Source organism: Novosphingobium sp. (genome assembly GCF_037133355.1).
Classification (GTDB): domain Bacteria; phylum Pseudomonadota; class Alphaproteobacteria; order Sphingomonadales; family Sphingomonadaceae; genus Novosphingobium.
Map to the genome: position 1 here is coordinate 24494 of NZ_JBAXOI010000013.1, position 19627 is coordinate 44120.

At 64.8% G+C, this 19627-nt stretch carries 12 protein-coding genes; 1 reads left to right on the top strand and 11 read right to left on the bottom strand.

The window, feature by feature from the left end; all coding sequences use genetic code 11:
- Positions 1–87: 87 nt before the first annotated feature.
- On the bottom strand, positions 88–1032 hold the full coding sequence (locus tag WCL10_RS13505; RefSeq protein ID WP_336896182.1) for an alpha/beta hydrolase: 945 nt from the start codon (positions 1030–1032) through the stop codon (positions 88–90).
- Positions 1033–1217: 185 nt separating this feature from the next.
- Between WCL10_RS13505 and WCL10_RS13510 the strand changes: the two genes are divergently transcribed.
- Entirely contained in the window at positions 1218–1742 is a 525-nt protein-coding gene (locus WCL10_RS13510) for a VOC family protein (RefSeq protein ID WP_336896183.1), read from the top strand.
- On the opposite strand, the gene WCL10_RS13515 is transcribed toward WCL10_RS13510, so the two are convergent.
- The 10 genes from WCL10_RS13515 to WCL10_RS13560 form a co-directional block, all read right to left on the bottom strand.
- Positions 1729–3231: a hydantoinase B/oxoprolinase family protein gene (locus WCL10_RS13515; RefSeq protein WP_336896184.1), complete on the bottom strand. Its 1503-nt coding sequence runs from the start codon at positions 3229–3231 to the stop codon at positions 1729–1731. The genes WCL10_RS13510 and WCL10_RS13515 overlap by 14 nt on opposite strands.
- Entirely contained in the window at positions 3120–3449 is a 330-nt protein-coding gene (locus WCL10_RS13520) for a hydantoinase/oxoprolinase N-terminal domain-containing protein (protein ID WP_336896185.1), read from the bottom strand. The genes WCL10_RS13515 and WCL10_RS13520 overlap by 112 nt, the downstream gene beginning before the upstream one ends.
- 5 nt (positions 3450–3454) lie before the next feature.
- Positions 3455–4552, bottom strand: a complete 1098-nt coding sequence (locus tag WCL10_RS13525; RefSeq protein WP_336896186.1) for a PLP-dependent cysteine synthase family protein — start codon at positions 4550–4552, stop codon at positions 3455–3457.
- Between the two features lie 124 nt (positions 4553–4676).
- Positions 4677–4964 (bottom strand): hypothetical protein, encoded by a 288-nt coding sequence (locus tag WCL10_RS13530; protein WP_336896187.1) that lies wholly within the window; start codon positions 4962–4964, stop codon positions 4677–4679.
- A 204-nt stretch (positions 4965–5168) separates the two neighbouring features.
- A complete protein-coding gene (locus tag WCL10_RS13535; protein ID WP_336896188.1) occupies positions 5169–5948 on the bottom strand; it encodes a winged helix-turn-helix domain-containing protein in 780 nt (259 codons plus the stop codon).
- 553 nt (positions 5949–6501) lie between these two features.
- Positions 6502–8754 (bottom strand): GH92 family glycosyl hydrolase, encoded by a 2253-nt coding sequence (locus WCL10_RS13540; RefSeq protein ID WP_336896189.1) that lies wholly within the window; start codon positions 8752–8754, stop codon positions 6502–6504.
- A gap of 63 nt (positions 8755–8817) precedes the next feature.
- Positions 8818–9198 (bottom strand): cupin domain-containing protein, encoded by a 381-nt coding sequence (locus tag WCL10_RS13545; RefSeq protein ID WP_336896190.1) that lies wholly within the window; start codon positions 9196–9198, stop codon positions 8818–8820.
- Between the two features lies 1 nt (position 9199).
- On the bottom strand, positions 9200–10132 hold the full coding sequence (locus WCL10_RS13550; protein ID WP_336896264.1) for an acetyl-CoA carboxylase carboxyltransferase subunit alpha: 933 nt from the start codon (positions 10130–10132) through the stop codon (positions 9200–9202).
- Between the two features lie 7 nt (positions 10133–10139).
- Positions 10140–13847 (bottom strand): SDR family oxidoreductase, encoded by a 3708-nt coding sequence (locus WCL10_RS13555; protein ID WP_336896191.1) that lies wholly within the window; start codon positions 13845–13847, stop codon positions 10140–10142.
- Positions 13848–13977: 130 nt separating this feature from the next.
- On the bottom strand, positions 13978–19458 hold the full coding sequence (locus WCL10_RS13560; RefSeq protein WP_336896192.1) for an AMP-binding protein: 5481 nt from the start codon (positions 19456–19458) through the stop codon (positions 13978–13980).
- Between the last annotated feature and the right edge of the window lie 169 nt (positions 19459–19627).

The following is a 19627-nucleotide window of genomic DNA, read 5'->3' on the forward strand; positions in this document are numbered from 1 at the left end:
GGTAGCCTATCGACCTGCGCCGCATACTGTGGGTTTGATCAGGTTTCCCGGACCCGGAGTTTCGCAATCAACGCCTGGCCGGCGCGATCAGACCCGCAGCATGCGGGCGATCGCGCCGAGGAGGTCGCGGGTGAAGGCCTTGGCGGTCGTCGCCTCGGTGATGGCATTGAAGGCGTGGATCGCGCCGGGATAGGAGTGCAGTTCCACCGGCACCCCTGCCTTCACTAGGCGCACCGCGTAATCAAGGTCTTCGTCGAGGAAGAGATCAAGGCTGCCGGTGCCGATCCACGTGGGCGGCAGACCGGAAAGGTCTTCTGCCAGCGATGGCGAGAACCAGCCCTTGTGCGCGTCGTCCGCGCCATAGTCGCCGCGCAGCATTTCCCAGCCGAACTGGTTGTGCGTGCGGGTCCAGACGAATTCGCCGGTGGTGGGATTGCCATAGGGGCAAGTGTCCGAGCCGGTGCGATGATCGAGCATCGGATACGTGAGGAACTGCGCGGCGAGTGCCGGGCCGCCGAGATCGCGCGCCATGAGCGCTGTCGCTGCGGCAAGCCCGCCGCCTGCGCTCTCTCCCGTGATGCCTATCCGCGAGGCGTCTACGCCAAGCGTTTCGGCAGAGGCGGCCAGCCATTTCAGCGCCGCGAAGCAATCCTGCTGCGGGGCGGGGAAGGGATGATCCGGCGCAAGGCGGTATTCGACCGAAGCGACAGGAATGCCAAGGGCTGCTGCAATGCCCGAAGGCGCCGCCTGCATCGAGCGTGCCGAGCCGATTATCATGCCGCCGCCGTGGATATGGAGCAGGGCGGGCCGGTTGCCGGTTCCAGGAGCAGGATCATACCAGTAGACCTCGAGGGGACCGCCTTCGCCCTCGATCACCTTTACCTCGGGCGCCACGGGTGGGGCGCCGACGAAAGCGAAGCGGTTTTCGGATTCGGTCCGGATGGCCGGCAGGGCCTCACGCGTGAACGCGTTGTTCGGGAGGAGATCGATCAGCGGCAGGAAATCGGGATCGACGAGATGGCGGGTGTTCATGGCAGGCATCCTCAGGCGTCTGGCTTGGCGCTCTTGCCGCAAACATCGTGCGGCGACCGGTGCACGGCAAGGGTCTTTTTGCGCGGGGCGACGCCCGGCGTTTCGCACAGTGACAGTTGTCTTTGCAAAGGCAGGGGCGCAGAACAGGCCGCAGGGCCAGCCAATGGGTCCAGGCGGGAGAGACCATGACCGTACCAAGCGGCGCTTTCATTCAGGTCTGCCACGTGGTGGACAATCTCGAGGCGGCCTGCGCCCGGTATAACAAGCTGTTCGGCATGGGGCCATTCATCGGCGGCGGGCAGGGCGTGCTTTCAGACCACGTCTATCGCGGCCAACCGTCCGAGCCGATCCGCATTCGCGGCGTTTTCGTGCAGAGCGGCGATCTCAATATCGAACTGGTCGAGCTGGTTTCGACCGGGCCGAGCGCGTTCCACGACATGTTCCCCAATGGCCAGCAGGGCCTGCACCACATGGCGATGTTCTGCGAGGACTATGAAGGAACCCGCGACCGCTTTGTCGCCGCGGGGATGCCGGTGGCGAGCGAGTTCATCGTCAGCTTCGGAGCGCAGATCTGCTATATCGATGCACGTGAGACGATGGGACACATGATCGAGCTCTATCCCGAAAGCGAGATCATCCGCGGCATGTATGCACGGGCGCGCGCCGAGTCCGAAAGCTGGGACGGAAAGCAGCTGATCATTCCCTGGTAGGCGGCGCGCCCCAGCCCCCGCCACCGGGCGTTTCGATCACGATGAGGTCACCCGTCTCGAGCGCGGCCTCCGCGCGTCCGGTGAGGGGCTCGATCCGGCCATAGGCGCGCTCGATCCACTGGCGCCCGGGCGCGCCGGCTTCGCCGCCCGCCATGCCGAAAGGCGCCGCCACGCGCGAGGAGGAGACCAGCGTCGCAACCATCGGTTCGAGCGCCCGCACCGCTCGCACCGCGCCGTCGCCGCCGTGCCAGCGCCCCGCGCCGCCCGAGCCGGGCCTTGGACCAAATCGTTCGAGCCGCACTGGCAGGCGCGTTTCCAGCACTTCGGGATCGGTGATCCGGGTATTGGTCATATGGCACTGCACCGGCCCGGCGCCGTCAAAACCGGGCCCGGCCCCCATCCCGCCGCCGATGGTTTCGTAGTACTGGTGGCGGTCATTGCCGAAGAGGAAGTTGTTCATCGTGCCTTGCGCAGCGGCTGCAGCGCCCAGCGCAGCAAGCAGGACATTGAGCGCCTGCTGGCTGATCTCGGTATTGCCGGCAACGACCGCGCGGCCCGGATCGGGATCAAGCAGCGAACCCTTGGGGATCACGAGATTCACTGGCGCTAGGCAGCCGTCATTGAGCGGAATGTCGCGGCCTACCAGCGCGCGCAGGGCATAGAGCACCACCGCGCGGGTGACGGCGGCGGGCGCGTTGAAATTTCCGCCGTCCTGCCCGCCTGTGCCGGTGAAGTCGATCGTTGCCCGGCCCGCTGCGCGATCGACGCTCACTGTCACAACAATCGGGCGGCCGTCGTCGAGCCGTGTCTCGAACCGACCGCCAGCAAGACCAGCGAGCGCGCCGCGCACTGCCGCCTCGCCGTTGTCGAGCACATGAGCCATGTAGGCGGTGACTTCGCCCAGGCCATGACGAGCGATCAGTCCGGCCATATCGCGCGCGCCGGCCATGTTGGCGGCGACTTGCGCCCTGAGATCGGCGAGATTGGCATCCGGATTGCGCGCGGGCCAGAGTGCGCCGGTCAGCAGGCGGCGCATGCCCGCCTCGTCGATCACGCCGCCGCGCACCAGGAGCACGTTGTCGAGCACCACGCCTTCTTCCTCGAGGCATGTTGCGTGGGGCGGGCTCGAGCCGGGCGTGGTGCCGCCAATATCGGCTTGGTGGCCGCGATTGGCGACAAAGGCGACGGGTTCGGCGGTGTCGCCCGCGAAGACCGGTGTGATCACGGTGACATCGGGCAGATGTGTGCCGCCGTTGTAGGGATTGTTGAGCACGAAGGCGTCACCGGGCTGAAGGTCACGCCCCCACGCCGCCATGATCGCGCGCACGCTCTGGCCCATGGCGCCGAGGTGCACGGGCACGTGCGGGGCATTGGCGATCAGCTGGCCCGTGCCATCGAAGACTGCGCAGGAGAAATCGAGCCGCTCGCGCATGTTGACACTGGTGGCGGTGCTGGCCAGCACTTCGCCCATCTGCTCGGCCAGCGCCATGAAGCGCGCGGCATAGAGTTCGAGTCGCCGATCAGCCCGGCCGGAATGGGCACGCCCGGAGCGAGGCCGAGCACACGGCGGATGCCGGCAGTCGCGGCATCGGCATAGTGGCCGGGGTTTTGGCTGAGCAGCTTGGCGGTGTGAAGCCGGCCGTCGGGCGCGCGCGCAACAATGTCGGTAAAGGTGCCGCCGCGATCGATCCAGAAGTGCCAGGCCATCGGCGCTATTCTGACCATGTGCCGGCTGCGAGGAAATGCGCCATCCGCGCCTCGTGCGCGCTGCAATCGAGCCCGCGTTCGGCGAGCCAGGCATCGTTGTAGAGCGTGGAGGCATAGCGCTCGCCTGAATCGCACAGGATCGACACGATCGCCCCGGCTTCGCCCCGCGCCGCCATTTCCGCCGCGATTCGCGCGCAGGCAACGAGATTGGTGCCGGTCGAGCCGCCCACGCGGCGCCCCAGATGGCGCGAGAGCGCGCGAGCGGCGCCGATGGAGGCCGCGTCGCCGACGACTTCGGCGCGGTCGATCACCGTGGGCACGAACGAGGCCTCGATCCGGGGGCGGCCGATGCCTTCGATCAGGCAAGGCTCGCCGCTTCCCGCAGCAACCGCACGGTCGTGCCAGTGGCGGTGGAAGGCCGAAGCCTCGGGATCGGCGAGGCACAACCGGGTGGGGTGGCGGAAGTAGCGCAGATAGCGCCCGATAGTGGCAGAGGTGCCGCCGGTGCCCGCGCCGCAGACGATCCATGTCGGAACCGGATGGGGTTCACGCCGCATCTGGGCGAAGATGCTTTCGGCGATGTTGTTGTTGCCGCGCCAGTCGGTCGCGCGTTCGGCATAAGTGAACTGGTCGATGTGATGGCCGCCGCACTCGGCCGCAATGCGCGCTGCAACTGACTGGACTGAGCCTGGATCGGCAACCGCATGGCACGCGCCGCCCAGCGCCTCGATTGCGGCGATCTTCTCGCGCGCGGTGTGCTCGGGGATGACCGCGATGAAGGGCAGCCCAAGCATGCGGGCGAAATAGGCTTCCGAAACGGCAGTAGAGCCCGATGATGCTTCAACCACGGTCGTGTCAGGCCCGATCCAGCCGCTGCACAGTGCATGCAGGAACAGCGAGCGGGCAAGGCGGTGCTTCAGGCTGCCGGTGGGATGGCTGCTCTCGTCCTTGAGATAGAGCGCGATATGCGCCAGCGCGGGCAGCGGGACGGCGAGGAGATGGGTATCGGAGGAGCGGGCATAGTCCGCCTCGATCCGCCCGATCGCCCAGTGGACCCAGGACTGATCCTGCCGGGTAGAGTCCGGACCTTGCGGGGCATGCATGCTGGTTCCTCTCGCCATTGCCCGACCGGGCAAAACCCGGTTTAGGCAAGGGACGAGGGTGGCTCAAGGGTGCGTGCGGAAGCGGTGCGGTTTCAGCGATCACTCTGGAAGGCAAAATGCAGATTCAATCGCTGGAACTCATCGGAGAACCAAGCTTTGTAAGCATGCTGGCGACCCTGGTCCTGAGCTCATCAGGATCAAGCATCGTCCGCTCGATGCGGGTCTGGCGCAATTTTTTGGTGCTGCTCATGGGATCGGTTACGAACTTCCATTGAGGATCGACCTGTTTGATATCGGTGGTCAGGGAATGGCCGCGTTTGACGGCCTGCCAACGTTGGACTTTCACGCCGCTATAGCGAAAAATGACTTTGCCGCAGAGGCGACACTGCGAAATTTTGACGCTGCGCGACATCAGCAGGTACCTTGGAGGCGAGAGCATGCGCACAGGGCTATGCCTGTTGAAAAGGCAGCCTGGGTGCAGGAAATTCATGATAAACCACATTATTTATTATCCAAATGCGCTAAATATATTGAAAATAATGAGTAATAATGGGATAATATTTAATTAAAAATATCAATTTATCGAATAATATTATTCAATTTGTTTTTATAAAATTCAAATTTTTATCAATTCATACCCCATTCCTAATTTTGCTTTAATTAGATGTGATTTTCGCAATTTTTTACGAATATTTGATATTACAACTTTCATGTAATTTTCTGTGGATGGAGAAGATAAATGTCCTATCTCATTTCGTAATTTAAGGTATGATATAAAGCAGTTATTTGAAGATATGAATATACGGATAATCGAAATTTCTTTTTGGCTACAATGTCTGATGTCAACGATTTGATCGATTTTATTGAGCTGGGTCTGAGTATCCTGAAAGGACTGGCGATAGATCTGGTGGCGCTCAACGTGAGCGGTCAGGCGCGCGATAGCTTCGATGGTGTCGACCCGATCAATGTCCAGCACATCATCGCACCCTGCGTTTAGGAGGCGCGCGCGTTTGGTCGGGCTTGATCGCGAAGTCAGAACGAAGGTCAGGCGCCCGGCCAGAAGCTTGACGTTGCTCTTGATATACCGTGAGATCCGCGCCGTATCCTCACCGCCGATAAACAGTACATCGAACGGCGGCTCGCTCGAGAGCGCGTAGGTGTTGCTGTCACCAAACGTGAAATAGTCTTCCACCGAAAGGAGTTGGCCGAGGAAATGTGCACGCCGCAGCTGGGAGCGGTCATCGATCGAAATGTATCGGATAGTTTGATCGACGAAGAGGCTTCCTTTTGCAGAATTCCGTTCAAAAACCATGCCTATATTTACGTTTTTGTCGTGGAGTTTGTCAGATAATTGATAAAAATTACGCCCAGAATTGGGAGAAAAAATTTCAACCATTGAAGTGGCTCATTGTAAGTCCAATATAGGATTCAAAACGCCAAAATGATTTTGTAGATGTATATTTCAATAAAATGAGTTTAATAGAAAATGATCTGAATTCATGATAAATTCATAAATTCAAGAAATATATAATTGTATAATTATGCGATCAATGAGATCTTTTGATTAATTATTTTTGATCTCTGTGCAAGACATGTAGGGCTTCGGTGTAAGGAAAAAAAGGAGCTGTACAGATTAACTTTAGTTAATTCTGCTAACCTGTCGATTGACGGCGCAATCAATCAGCCAGTTGGATCACCCGGATTGTGGATCGGAGATCGACAATCGCGTGTCGTTGATCACACGCTTTTGGCCCCGCAGGCGGTCGAGCCACTTTCGCTCGAGAGGCACGTCAAGGACGCGATGCCGCCTCCTCCCCGCACAGAAGGCCGGTCAAGCATTGTAGAGCCGTCTGGGCGATAGCGGATGCCATCGATGCCACCAACCAGGCCTGTGCCGGGCATGCTTGCCGGCGCGGAAGCGGAGACTTGTGGTTCCGGTGTGCGGCGGTTCAGGGAGCGCGGGGCGTCTCAAAGCGCAGGCTGCCGCCGCGTACCAGCACGGCATGGGGCAGCGCGGCGGGATCGATGGTCCGGCCCCCGTTGGTCAGCCGCAGCAGACGGTCTCCCCGCCCGGTACGTGTGACGACGAGCACCGGTCGCCCCGGTACGGCCAGCCTGGCGCGCGAAACCAGCGGCAGACCGGCCACGTAGTCTGCACTTGCAGGTTGGAGCGGGTAGAAGCCGAGCGAGGCAAAGATGTACCAGGCGCTCATCTGCCCCGCATCCTCGTTGCCGATGATCCCGTCCGGCGCATCGCGGTAGAACGTCTGCGCGATGCGCGAGACCAGGCGGTGACCGGTCTCGGGCCGGTCGGTCAGGGCATAGAGCCAGGCGACGTGATGGCTCGGCTCGTTGCCATGGGCATATTGGCCGATCATCGCCTCCTGCCCGAGATAGGCGGCCCCGGCAGTGGGTTGCAGTGCGTGGAAGAAGGTGTCGAGCTTCTCCCGGAAGGCGGCAGGACCGCCCATCGCGGCAACGAGCCCGGCAGGATCGTGCAGTGCCGTGGTCCAGGTATATTGCCAGGCATTGGCCTCGGTGTAATCGCCGGGATTGTTAAGCGGGGAGGTCGGGGTAAGCGGGTCGAAAGGCGTGCGCCAGGCCCCGGCGCTGTCCTTGCCCCGCGCGAGGCTGGTCGCGGGATCGATCAGTTGGCGCCAGCCGCCCGCTCGCGCGGAAAAACGCGCAGCCGCCGCCTTGTCGCCCAGCATCTCGGCCATACGCGCCAAGGCAGCATCGCCCACGCCTGCTTCGAGTGTGCGCGAGACGGCCTCGCCCTCCACCTTGTCAAAGGGATAGTAGCCGTATTTGTCATAGAGGTTCCACTGCGAGAGCCCGCCATCAACGGTGGATGTGCGTTCCATCGCGGCCAGAGCGCGCTTGCCGTCGAACCCGCGAAAGCCCCGTGCCCAGGCACCTGCGAGCACGGGCAGCGCCGGTTCGCCGATCATCGTGCCGGTCTCCCCGCCCCAGATCGGCCAGATCGGGAGGCGGCCGGAGGCGTCCGCATGATCGAGCAGGCTCTGCGCGAAATCGTCGATGCGTTCGGGCACGAGCAGCATGGCCAGCGGCATGGCAGCGCGAAAGCTGTCCCACAGCGAGAAGGTCGAATAGCGCGGGCCCCGCGCCGCCCGGCGGATCTGCCCATCGGGGCCGCGCCAACGCCCGTCGCGGTCGGAAATCACCGAGGGATGGAGGAAGGCGTGGTAGAGCGCGGTGGCGAAAATGCGCTGCTGCGCGCGCGGCGCGGTGATTGTGGCGCGGGCGAGCAGGCGGTTCCACTGGATGCGGGCCGAAGCGGCGACACGGGTGAAGTTCCAGTCAGGTATCTCCGCTGCATTGCCCCGCGCGCCCGCGATATCGGTGTTGGCAAGCGCGACCTTGGCCTGCAACACGCGGCCCGTGCCAAGATCGAAGCCCAGCAGATAGCGGGGTGCTGCATCGCCCTTGCGCGGCGGCAGGGTCACGCGCTCAGCCACCGGGTGATCGAATACCAGGTGGAAAGCCACGGTGCGCGTCGTCCAGTTGCGGCGCTGCTGCATGCCGTCGAGGCCGAAAGGCGTCGGTACGGCCTCGCTCGCAAGGACCGGCTGGCGATCGGGCATGAAGGTGAGGCCGTGCTGCAAGTCGACGAGGACCCAGACGCGCCCGCCGCGTCCGAAAGTGTAACGGTGGAAGGCGGTGCGCAGCGCGGCGCTGAGTTCGACGCGCACGTCGTTGTCGGTGAGCGTGACCGCGTAGTAACCCGGATGCGCCTGTTCGCCCGACTTGGCATAGATGCTCGAAAGGTCGTCGCGGCGGGTCTGGCTCGGCTGCAGGAGCACGTCGCCCAGTTCAGGAATGCCGGTGCCGCTGGCGCGGTTCTGCGAAAAGCCGAGAATGCGCGGCGCGCGGTACTGGTAGCCCGAAGTGTATTCCCAGCCGGTCCCGGCATTGTCGGGGCCGGGCTGGACCATACCGAAGGGCAGGCTGGGGCCGGGGAAGGTATGGCCGGTGCCGTCGGTGCCGATGAAGGGGTCGACAAGATCGGCAGGCTGGGCGCGCGGCGGGGCCTTGGCGGCTGCTTGGTGCGGCGTGAACAGCAAGAGCATCGCGGCGAGGGCAGCCCGGAGCGTGGCCCTGGTCAGCTTGGGCGTGCCATGCGGTGGGGTCGGACCTGACAGCATGGGCGCAAGGATATCGCTGCTGCGCGCCCCGGTCATCCGCTGATAGTGTCAGGAAACGGGGGGTAAACTATCGGGCTCTTGTCGTCCGGCTGCAGCGGGTCAGGATCCGGCGGGTTCGCGCAGGACGACGGTGAGGTGGACTTTGAGCACTTCGGCGGGATCCGCATTCGCAAGGCCGCGCGCCGCATCGAGTGGGGCGTGCCAGTAATCGCCCGGGCCGACAGGAAACATCTCCTCGCCCAGCGTTGCCAGGCCGCGCCCGGCAATGACGTAGTAGAATTCCTCGTAGGCGCCGATCCCGTTGCGGTCGTCCGCGAAATGAGTGTGGGCGCCTTCGGCTGCACCCGGCGGGATATCGAGGATCAGAAAACGCGCGGGCGCGCCTTTGCCCTCGAAGCGGAAGTGGCGGACTGTGACCGCGCCGGGGCCGCCGCGCATCGCAACGAGAACCTCGCGGCCATCCCGCTCGTTCTCGATCATGCTACATCGAGCCCAGCTTCATGAAGAAGGACCAGCGCTCGGCCCGAAGCTCATCCGCGGTCAGCGAGACGAGGCCGTCGAGTTCGGCGCGCAGCGCGGTGCCGATGCGTTTGATCGTCTCGGCATGGTTGCGGTGCGCCCCGCCGGTTGGTTCGTAGACAATGCGGTGGATCACGCCAAGCTGGATGAGATCGGGCGCGGTCATCTTCATCGCCTCAGCCGCATCGGGCGCGCGGTCGTTGCCGCGCCACAGGATCGAGGCGCAGCCTTCGGGCGAGATGACGGAATAGACCGAATGTTCGAGCATCAGCACGCGGTTGGCCGAGGCCAGCGCCACCGCGCCGCCCGACCCACCTTCGCCCACGATCACCGCAACCAGCGGCACGCCGAGCTGAAGGCACTTTTCGGTGCTGCGTGCGATGGCTTCGGCCTGCCCGCGCGCTTCGGCATCGACCCCGGGGAAAGCGCCGGGGGTATCGACCAGCGTGATGACGGGAAGGCCGAAGCGGTCGGCAATATCCATCAGGCGGATCGCCTTGCGGTAGCCTTCGGGCCGGGCCATGCCGAAATTGTGGCGCAGGCGCGAGGTCGTGTCCTCGCCCTTGGCATGGCCGATGACCATGACCGGGCGCCCGCCGAGACGGGCAAAGCCGCCGATGATCGCCTGGTCGTTGCCATAGAGGCGGTCGCCGCCCAAGGGCATGAAGTCTTCGAACAGCCCTTGCACATAATGCACGAAATGCGGCCGCGAGGGGTGCCGAGCGACCTGCGTGCGCTGCCAGGGGGTGAGGCGCGCGTAGATATCGCCGAGCTGGCGATGCGCCCGCTCGTCGAGCATTGCGGCCTCGGCCTCGCCGCCTCCGCTCTCGCGCAGCGCTGCGGCGCGCTTGGCGAGAGCTTCGATCGGCTTTTCGAACGAGAGGTATTCCATCAGGCTTCCATCAGACCGTCATCGACATCCCGCGATAGATGCGCGCACGATAGCGCGAATCCTCGGCGTCGGGGAGGGGGGTGCCGACAAGCAGCACCGCGCGGGCGAAGCGCTTCACTTCCTCCAGATGCTCGTCCAGATCGCGCGGCTCTTCCGAGCGGACGCGGCGGGTGAGATTGATCTGGTTGACCGGCGCGCCGTGGACGAGGCGCTCGTTCTCCACCGCGAGCGTGGCTGTGAACGAGTGCAGCGTTGTCTTGATGAAGTTGGCGAGCGCGAAGGCCGGGCTCTTGTCACCCATCGGCACGTCGGGCGAGACCAGCACCAGCTGGCAATCGTCGTAGAGCGAAGCCTTGCGCGAGACCCGGAAGTGCGTGGTGAGATTGTCGGCCACCAGCGCGCGGAAATCCTCCGGTGTCAGCAGGGCATCGGTTGCAAACAGACGCGTCGGCAGCGGCTGGAGTGGGGTGGAGACGATCGTGGTCGGATGGCCCCAGCGCTTGAGCGCCTCGTCCATTGCGGCCTCGACCCCGCCTTCGAGCGAGACGTGCTCGAGCGGTGCGTTCTCGATATCCTCAAGCTGGGTGACCAGCGCGGTGTAGGCGCCTTCGGTCCCGGTCATCATCACCACGCGCGCGACGTGACAATCGGCAATGAACTGGCGCGCGGTTTCGGCGAGGTAGTCGGTGAGGTGCTCGCCGATCATCCACACGGTGCGGCCGCGCATCTGGTCGAGCCGCTCCTGCTTGGGGCTGCCGAACAACTCGCGCTCGGTGGTCGAGCGCTCGACGCTGAGGCCGCCCGAGGGCATGAAAGTCTCGCCCGAAACAGCGCGGTCGGCGAGGAAGAACACGGTCGCCTGCGCCACATCGGTCTCGGTCGGCATCTTGCCGAGGAAGAGCTGCGAGAGGACGCCGGTGCCAACCTTCTTGGCCTCGACCGCGATCTTGTCAGCGGGGAGGAAAGGCTGGTCTTCCGGCGGGGTCTTGAGCAGCCAGCCCGCGTTCTCCTCGGGCGTGTCCGCCCGGCCCGCCCATTCCGGGCTGTCGAGGAAGTAGCCTGCGCCGCGCAGACGCGAGACCAGCTTGGCCGCGATGTCCGGCGTCATCAGATAGCGGTCCCAGGTGCACAGGCCGTCACCTTCACGCGCGCAGGCCAGCGCCAGTTCGCGGATTTCGCGCGGGTTGTTGGTATCGTGCGACATGCGCACCGTGTCGTTGCGCGCGAGACGGCCGAGCAGTGCTTCGACCCGCACGCCCCGGCGCAGCGACTTGACCGCGGCGGCGTGGATTGCGTTAAGGCGCTTGTTGGCAAGGATCAGCTTGCCGCGACGCTCGAACAGGCCGGGCTTGCCGCCGGTTCCCGCAAGGCGGTCGCCATCGACAGGGCCGGGGGCGATCGCGTTGAACTGCACTTCGGGCCCAAGGTAGCGCGCCATCGATTCCACCATCGCACGCTGGCCGGACTTCGAGACGGCGTAGTCGGCGCGGTTGGGGTAGGCGACCGCGAGGTACTTCTCGCCGCCAAAGTAGGACGAGACGTTGAGCACGTAACCCGAGCCTTGCGCCTTCATCAGCGGCACGACGTGGTGCATCAGCGTGAAGTTCGAGATGAGGTTCGCGTCGAGCGTGTAGTTCCAGGCATCGACGCTCATGTCGACGACCATCTCTTCCGCGCCCGCAACGCCGGCGTTGTTGATGAGGTAGTCGATCCGCCCGAAGGCCTTGATCGTGGCATCGACCGCGGCCTTGAGGCTGTCGAGATTGCTCACGTCCATGCCCGCCATGGTCTGCACGCGACGCTCGACGCCGGCGAAGCCGATGTCCTCAAGCTCGCTGACGATACGCGCGCGGGCAACCGCCAGTTCGCTCTCGCGCCGGGCGACCATCATCACCTTGCCGCCGGCGAGCGCGAGTAGGCGGGCGACCTGACCGCCGATGCCGGCCGAGCCGCCGGTGATGAGGGCAACCTTGCCGAGGTGCAGGCCGGTGATGTTCTCGCTGAAGCCGGGCATCGCCTTGCGCGCGCCGGTTGCCTCGCCGATGCTCTTCGGCACGTAAAGCGTGACTTCGCCGATCTTGCTTTCTTTGATCAGCACGCGCGCCGCATGGCCTGCAGCAAAGCGGGTGCATTCGCTTTCGGCATTGGTGAAGCGCACGATCTGGTTGCCCCATTCGACCAGACGCCGGCGGCCATGGGCCACATCGATCTCGGATTCATAGCGCCACAGCCGCACCAGCTGTTCGATCGCAGCGCGCAGGGCATTGGCGTAGACGTTGTCGCGCCCGTCGCTGCGGTTCGACATGAAGATGAAGCGCGGTGCCTGCAGCAGTTCGCCGTGCCGCTTCCAGTAGCGGCTGAGCGCGCGGGCGAGCGCCATTGCACCGACCAGCTCTACATCCATGAAGGCCGCGACGTTTTCGTCAGAAAGGTCGACGAGTTCGCCGCTAAGTTCACCTGCCGCAAAGGCCGGCAGGATGATCGCGCCGGTGATCGGTGAATGCGCTTCGGTATAGGCCGACAACGCCGCCTCGATCTGGGCCGGTTCTGTGCGGTTGAGCCGGACGATGGTCAGCGCGTCTCCGATCCCTTCGGCCTTGGCACGCGCCTGCGCGATGGAAACATCGGTCTGGCGCGGCAGGCCCAGCAGCACGTTGGCACCGCAGGCGATCTGGATACGCGCAATCTCGAGCGCGTCTTCCCAGTCATCGCCCGCCGCGATCAGGATCGCCAGCCCTGCGCCGTCCATCGACCGCATCGTGGGGCGCGCGAGGTAGGTCGAGCGCTCTTCCTTGCGCACGGTCATCCCGTGGGTGACCTCGAAATCGTGGCCGTTGTAGGAGGCCGATTCATCGCTGCCGAGGAACACGCAGGTCGAGGCGATGTCGTCAGGCACCGGAAAGGTCTTGGCCTTGGGCGCGCCGCCGGTGCTGCGCTCGAGCGACATCATATCGAAGAAGGTCTGCGCGGTCGTGCCCGGATCGTCGCCGCGCAGCTTGTCCATCGTGGCGAAGACTGTGCGGATGCGCTCGCTCTCGATCGGGCCGGGGAACACGAGATTCACGCGGATGCCCTTGGGGCCAAGCTCGAGCGACAATTCGCGCGACCAGGCGTTCATTGCTGCCTTGGGCACGACATAGGCCGAGCGCGCATAATAGGGCGTGCGCGAGAAGATCGTCGAGACGTTGATGATCGAGCCGCCTTCGCCCATCGCCGAAGCAGCGGTGCGTGCAAGATTCCACGCGACGCCGAAGATGTTGCGCATGGCGGCGCCCACTGTCTCGGTATCGGTCGAACCGTGCTTCTGCTGTGCGGCGAGTTCGTCCGCATCGAAGGGCAGCTGCTCGATGGTCTGCTTGGGGCCAGCGGAGCCTGCGTTGTTGACGAGAATGTCGATCCGCCCGAACCGCTTGACGACATCGGCAATGCCATCGCGCACCGATTGCGGATCGCCACCATCGAGCACGACGGTCGCAAGGCGCGTTTCGTCGACGCCTGCGGCCTCGCGCATCGCTGTGGCTGCGGCCTCGAGCCGCTCCGAGGTGCGCCCGGTCATCACCACGGTCGCGCCTTCGGCGAGGTAGTGGCGGACGATATAGCCGCCGAGATTGCCGGCCGCGCCCGTGACGAGCGCGATCTTGCCTGCCAGCCTGCCGCTGGCGCTGCCGGTGCCGCTTGACGTCGCCGAAGCGGTCGCCGGGGTCTTTGCCTTGGCCATGTCACTCTCCTGAAAATATGCGCGCAAAGTCCGGCGCGCCGGTTTTAGGTGGTAATGGGCCTGGGGAGGGCGGCTGTGGGAGGTCGGGTGTCCGCGCTAGCGCGGTACGGTCGAGTCCGGGGGGCGGTGGTTAACCATGCTCGGCCCCCGCTTCGCCTACCGCCCAGGCTTCCAGCAGCGCATCGCGGCTGCGCAGGCCCATGGCGGGGAGGGCGTGGTTGACGACATAGGTCGAGCCGGAATGGCGGTTGTCCCACATCGCCTGATGCGCTTCAGGCAGGCCATCCCAGCCCACGACTTCAGGCTCGGTCACCTCGAGGAGGCCTGCCGCGATCATGTCGTTCATCCGTGCAACTTCGAAGGCATTGCAAAGGTGCGTGCCAAGGATCGCGGCCGTGGGCATCAGGATCTTGCGCTGGCGGGTCCAGACTTGCGGCGCATAGAACGTGAAGCGGCTGCCGGTGAGGTCTTCGGCAAAGACAACGCGCCCGGTAAAGGGCTTCACCAGCGAGGTCGAAACGCCGAGCGTGTCCTGCCCGGTGCGCTCGAACACGAGATCCGGCGCGCCGCGCGGGTTGTCGGCTGAGCGCAGGATCTTGCCGACCGCCGAGCCGAACGGCTTCATCACGCGGTCCTGATAATCGCGCACCGCGGCCTTGAAGACCTCGATATCAGCCTTGGCATCGGGCAGGCGCGGCATCGTGTCGGGCCAGAGGAAGTTTTCGCCTTCGCGCCGGCGGATCGCCTCAAGGCTGACAATGCCTTCGATCGCGTCTTCAAGGCCGAGCGAGCCGAGAAATTCGCGCTGGCCGTCGGTGGTCGTGGCGACCACGCTGCGGGCGTTGAAGCGGCGTGCGGCCTCGATGATTTCGAGGCCCATGTCATCGAGCAGCGCGTCGGAGCCGGGGCCGTAGTAGATCAGCACAGCCTCGCCGCCGCGAAGGGCCGCGCGGCGCAGCATCTCTTCGGGGCTCGCCTTGCCAGGCTTGCCCATGAAGCTGAAGTGATAGCCCGAGGACGCCCCGTAGAACGCCAAAGTGCCGTTTTCGGCGAGGAGCTGAAAGCTGCGCGGGAAGGCGGTTTCGCCGGCGTGGCTGACGACGTAGTCCGCCAGCTTGCCGCCGTTGAGCGCCTTGTATTCTTCGACCAGCGAGGCACCGGCGGCTTCCCAGGCGCGGGCTTCGGCAGCGTCTTCCGGCACCGTAGTGTAGAGATCGGCGAAGCGCGGGTCCTTGCGGTTGATCGCGCCGACTGCGCCCTGCTGGCCGGTGATGAACGCGGCACGGTCCGGGCTGGAGACGAGGCCGGTCACTTGCAGGCCGGTGCGTACCGAAGAGCGCAGCGCGTCGAGCCCGGTGCCGGTGGCTGCGCCCTCGACGAAGAGCGTGCGGCCCGGTGCGATCTGCAGCGTGGTGAACAGGCAACGCGAAATCGTGCCGAGGTTGAGCACATAGCTGCCCGCCTGCTCCAGCGTCAGGTTCGGCGGAACCTTGTGCATCTGCGGCGCTTGCACCGTCAGGAACTGCGCGTGGCTGCCCGTTTCGGTCTCGTAGCCCTGGATCGAGAAGTCCGCGAACATCGGATCATTTCCGACCGCAGGGGAGAGCAGATCGTTGGTGCCCGAATAGACGGTGACGAGATCGCCGACCTTGACGCGGCCCTCGGCACGCGTCTCGCTGCCGAGCGCGGCGACAAGCGCGATGCCGCCCGAACCGGTGATCTGGACGTCTTCCTCATGCGCATCGAAGGGCGAAACGGGGATGCCGGTGAGCGCCCAGATGTCGTTGAAGTTGACCTCGCTGGTCAGCATGTAGAGCAGCGCTTCGTTGGGCGCCGGCTCGGGCACCTTGACGATCAGCTCGCGCTCATGCGTCGACGGCGGGCCGAAGCGCGGCGCACCGGTATCGGGATCGCGGGCGATGCCGAAGGCGTACTGGAATGGCGGAATCGCTGTGACGCCGGGGTAGAACGGCGCGCCTACGGGGAGCAGATCGCCGTTTGCTTCCAGCTCGGCGGCGCGGGTTTCGTGCTCGCTGTCAATCCAAACGCCATCGCGGCGGACGGGCAGCGGGGGTGCAACCTTGTCCATGAACTGGCGGATGCCGGTCTTGCCGCCTTCGGGATCGATGATCGCCTCGGCAAACAGAGCCGCCTCGCGGGCGAGGCCTGCGGCCATGCCCGAAGTGAGGCCGGTGCGCACGGCATCGAGCGCGCGCGCGCCGGCGGGCCCTCGTCCCGCCCAATCGAGCTGGCGCAAGATGCGCTGGAGGAAGTCGTCCTCGAGGACTGCATCGAGATTGACGGTCGAGGCTTTTTCCCATTCGGCCGTCGCGGACTCGCGTGCCGCAAAGGCCTGACCTAGTGGGCTCGCGTCCCCGCGCTTCACCCAATCGCGCACCATGGCATGGGCTTCGGCGAGCGCATCGCGGTGGCCATCGGCCAGCGCATCAACGAGCCCGATTTCCGCCGCCTGCGACGCATCAATGCTGCGCCCGCCGAGGATAAGGTCAAGCGCATCGCGCACGCCGGTTGCGCCGTGGCGGTCCGCCAGCAGGCGCGGCAGGCGCTGGGTGCCGCCGTATCCCGGGAGCAGGCGCAGGCGGATTTCGGGCTGGCCGAACCGTGCGGTCGTCTCGGCGACGCGGACATGGCAGGCAAGCGCGAATTCCATGCCGCCGCCGAGCGCGACGCCCTGCACGGCCGCGATGCACGGCTTGCCCATGGTCTCGATCTTGCGGAAGGCGAGCTGTGCGTTGTTGGGCAGGACCAGCGCTTCATCGTGGCTGTGGATTTCCTCCAGCATCTGCCGGATATCCGCGCCCGCGACGAACGAGCTTGTGCCCTCGCCGGTGAACACGACCGCGACGACATCATCCTTGCGGCTGAGGTGCTCGACGACGATGACCAATTCGTCGATCGCGCGTTCGTTCAGAGCGTTGACTGGGGCGTTGGTGACAGTGACCGTGGCGACCCGCTTGCCCGGGGCGACCGCGTTGTACTGGATCAGGAAGTACCGGTAGCGCTCGAACAGCGACTGCTCTTCGCTGAGGCGCTGCTGGCGCTGCCAGGCATCGATCGCGGTCTTGAGTTCGATCAGGCTTTCGGGGTTGCGCAGGGTGGTGACGTCACCCAGATCGCCGCCCTCGACGAGCGCGCGGACCATTCGGCGCATGTACTTGCCCGAGCGGGTTTCGGGGAACTGGCTGACTTCGATGAAATCGGCCGGAACCGCGACTGCGCCCTTTTCAGTACGGACGAGGTTGAACAGGCGCTGGCGGTCTTCCTCGGCCAGCTTGCGGCCCGCGACGGGCACCACGAAGGCGAGCGGGGTCAGCCCCTTTTCGCGGTGCGGCGCGCCGACGACCAGGACGTTGCCGACGGGCGAATTCGGGTCGAGCGCCTTGTCGCGCAGGACTGCGCCTTCGATTTCCTCGGTGCCCATGCGGTGGCCCGAGACGTTGATGACGTCGTCCGAGCGGCCATGGAAAGAAAACGAGCCGTCATCGTGCGCGATGGCGAAGTCGCCCTGGGTATAGGCCCAGGCGCCCTGCCAGCGGCCCCAGTAGCCGTTCTCCCAGCGCCCGGCATCGCCCTTCCAATCGCCGATGACGCTGCCGTTCTCGACCTGAAAGTTCTCAACGTCGCCCCAGATGGTGCGCGCGAGATAGGGGTAGGGGGCGGCAATGACGATCTCGCCCTTTTCGCCCGGCTCGGCGCGGCGCCAGGTTACGCCTTCCGTGCCTGCACGCGCGAAGGGCGCGGTGCCGGGGGTAGCGTTCTCGTCCTCCACCCAGACATCGCCGACGATCCACGGCAACGGGAAGGCATGGGCATCGGCCTTCAGGGGGTAATCGGCGTTGCCGTAGAAATGAGTCCAGGCAATGCCGCCATGCTCGGTTGCCCAGTAGCTGTTGATATATTGCGGCGTCACGTGCTCCATCCCGAAGGCCTGGACGGACGGCGAGGTAGGCTCGGCGCAGAACGTCGCGACGCGCAAGGACGCCATGCTATAGCGCTGCACATCGGCGAGGTTCGACGGATCGGACATGATCGACTTGAGGAAGGTGACACCTGCCTTGAAGATCGTGATGTTGTGGCGCTCGATCATCGAGGCGAAGCGGCCCGCATGCGGGAACACGGGCGAGCCTTCGGAGACGACCGAAGTGACACGCGACAGCAGCGCGGCGGAGATCTGATAGCTCTGTCCGGTGATCCAGCCCGGATCGGCGACGACGAAGATGGTATCGCCGGGGCGTGCGTCGAACGCCACCTGCATCGAATGCGCAATGCCTGCGGTATAGCCGCCGTGGACGTGGACAATGCCCTTGGGCTTGCCGGTGGAACCCGAGGTATAGATGAAGAACAGCGGGTAGTCGGAATCGACCGGAAGCGGCTTCGAACTAGCCCAGATCGCGCGAACGAAATCGGCGTCGGAGAGAGCCAGCAGCGCTTCCTCGTTGGCGAGGTTCGCCCTTTCGAGGATCGTTGCCAGCGCAGCGTCGGTAAGCTCGTGGCTCCAGCGGTCGCGCTCGCTGCGCCAGACAATGTCGGGCTGCGCGGTGTGGCGCACAACGATGACGGTATCGACGCGCGGCGGCAGGGTGACGAGGCTGGAGGCAATGGCAAGGCGCACGCGAGCGGCATCGCTCGCGCCGATCCGGCCGGTTTCGCCGAGCTTGATCAGCGCACGGCCAACCCCGCGCATGACGTCGGAGCGCTCGACAGTGACTTCGCCGGCCAGCGTTTCGGCGACGGTATCGGTGATGACGGCAGCGTCTGCCGCATCAAGCCCAAGATCGGTGGCGGCAAGGACGGCAAGTGCGGTCGAGACCGGCACATAGTTGTCGAGCGCGGGATCGGTGTAGGCAGTCTTGAAGGCGGCGACCTGCGCATTGCGATAGCTGCCGTCCGAAGTGACGATGACGCGCGCGCCGGCATCCGCGATGCGGTCCGACAGGGTCTTGTCGCTGAAGCCGCCGAACACGGCGGTGTAGACGATGCCCAGCCGCTTGGCTGCCTCGGTCCAGAAAATCTGGGGCACGATGCTCGGCATGTTGAGCGCGATGCGGTCACCGGCCTTGAGGCCGAGTGCCTCGAGTGCGACGGCGCACTTGGCAACTTCGAGCAGCAAGCGCTTGCGGCTGACCGTGAAGGTATCGACCGGCGCACCGCGCCCGCCGTCCGCTGCCATGTCCCAGCGGTCGCCCTCGAAGATCAGCGCGGCTTCTGCCCCGTGTCCCGCCAGCACGTGGCGGTCGATCTCATTGAACGCGGCGTTGGTGCGCGCGCCGGAAAACCAGCGCCAGTGGGGGGGATTGCTGTCGTCGAACGCCTTGGTCCACGGCGCGAAGCTGGCCGGGAGTTCTGGTGTCACGGGGGCGCCGCTGGCGGCATCCCAGCCGGTCCAGGCGCCGGCTTGATCCTTGGAGAGCCAGGCGCCGTCAGGCCCGCAATGGGCGACGAACCAATGGATGCGCTGTGCAGCGATGTCACCGTGAAACGCGCCGGGATCGGCAAGCGCGGCAGCGCGCATGGCTTCCCAATCCGCGCGGGTACGCACCGGATTGACGTCGGCCTGCGGGGCCCTCTCGATTACCTGGGCCTCGGTCATGACCGAATCGCCTCTCCCTTCTCGTGTTACGAAAGATAGGGAGCCTTATTGGCGCGCTCTTGGCAATATCACTGCTCTGATTGCGTTTGACTCGCAAGAAACTGCGAAAAACTGCACTCGAAGGAAATATCGTTTGTTTACCGGATCATGCCCGCAGGATTGCGGTTTG

Excerpts from the sequence above, each read along its gene's own strand:
- WCL10_RS13505 (WP_336896182.1), bottom strand. The coding sequence starts at position 1,032 with ATGAACACCCGCCATCTCGTCGATCCCGATTTCCTGCCGCTGATCGAT.
- WCL10_RS13510 (WP_336896183.1), top strand. The coding sequence starts at position 1,218 with ATGACCGTACCAAGCGGCGCTTTCATTCAGGTCTGCCACGTGGTGGAC.
- WCL10_RS13515 (WP_336896184.1), bottom strand. The coding sequence starts at position 3,231 with ATGGCGCTGGCCGAGCAGATGGGCGAAGTGCTGGCCAGCACCGCCACC.
- WCL10_RS13520 (WP_336896185.1), bottom strand. The coding sequence starts at position 3,449 with ATGGCCTGGCACTTCTGGATCGATCGCGGCGGCACCTTTACCGACATT.
- WCL10_RS13525 (WP_336896186.1), bottom strand. The coding sequence starts at position 4,552 with ATGCATGCCCCGCAAGGTCCGGACTCTACCCGGCAGGATCAGTCCTGG.
- WCL10_RS13530 (WP_336896187.1), bottom strand. The coding sequence starts at position 4,964 with ATGTCGCGCAGCGTCAAAATTTCGCAGTGTCGCCTCTGCGGCAAAGTC.
- WCL10_RS13535 (WP_336896188.1), bottom strand. The coding sequence starts at position 5,948 with ATGGTTGAAATTTTTTCTCCCAATTCTGGGCGTAATTTTTATCAATTA.
- WCL10_RS13540 (WP_336896189.1), bottom strand. The coding sequence starts at position 8,754 with ATGACCGGGGCGCGCAGCAGCGATATCCTTGCGCCCATGCTGTCAGGT.
- WCL10_RS13545 (WP_336896190.1), bottom strand. The coding sequence starts at position 9,198 with ATGATCGAGAACGAGCGGGATGGCCGCGAGGTTCTCGTTGCGATGCGC.
- WCL10_RS13555 (WP_336896191.1), bottom strand. The coding sequence starts at position 13,847 with ATGGCCAAGGCAAAGACCCCGGCGACCGCTTCGGCGACGTCAAGCGGC.
- WCL10_RS13560 (WP_336896192.1), bottom strand. The coding sequence starts at position 19,458 with ATGACCGAGGCCCAGGTAATCGAGAGGGCCCCGCAGGCCGACGTCAAT.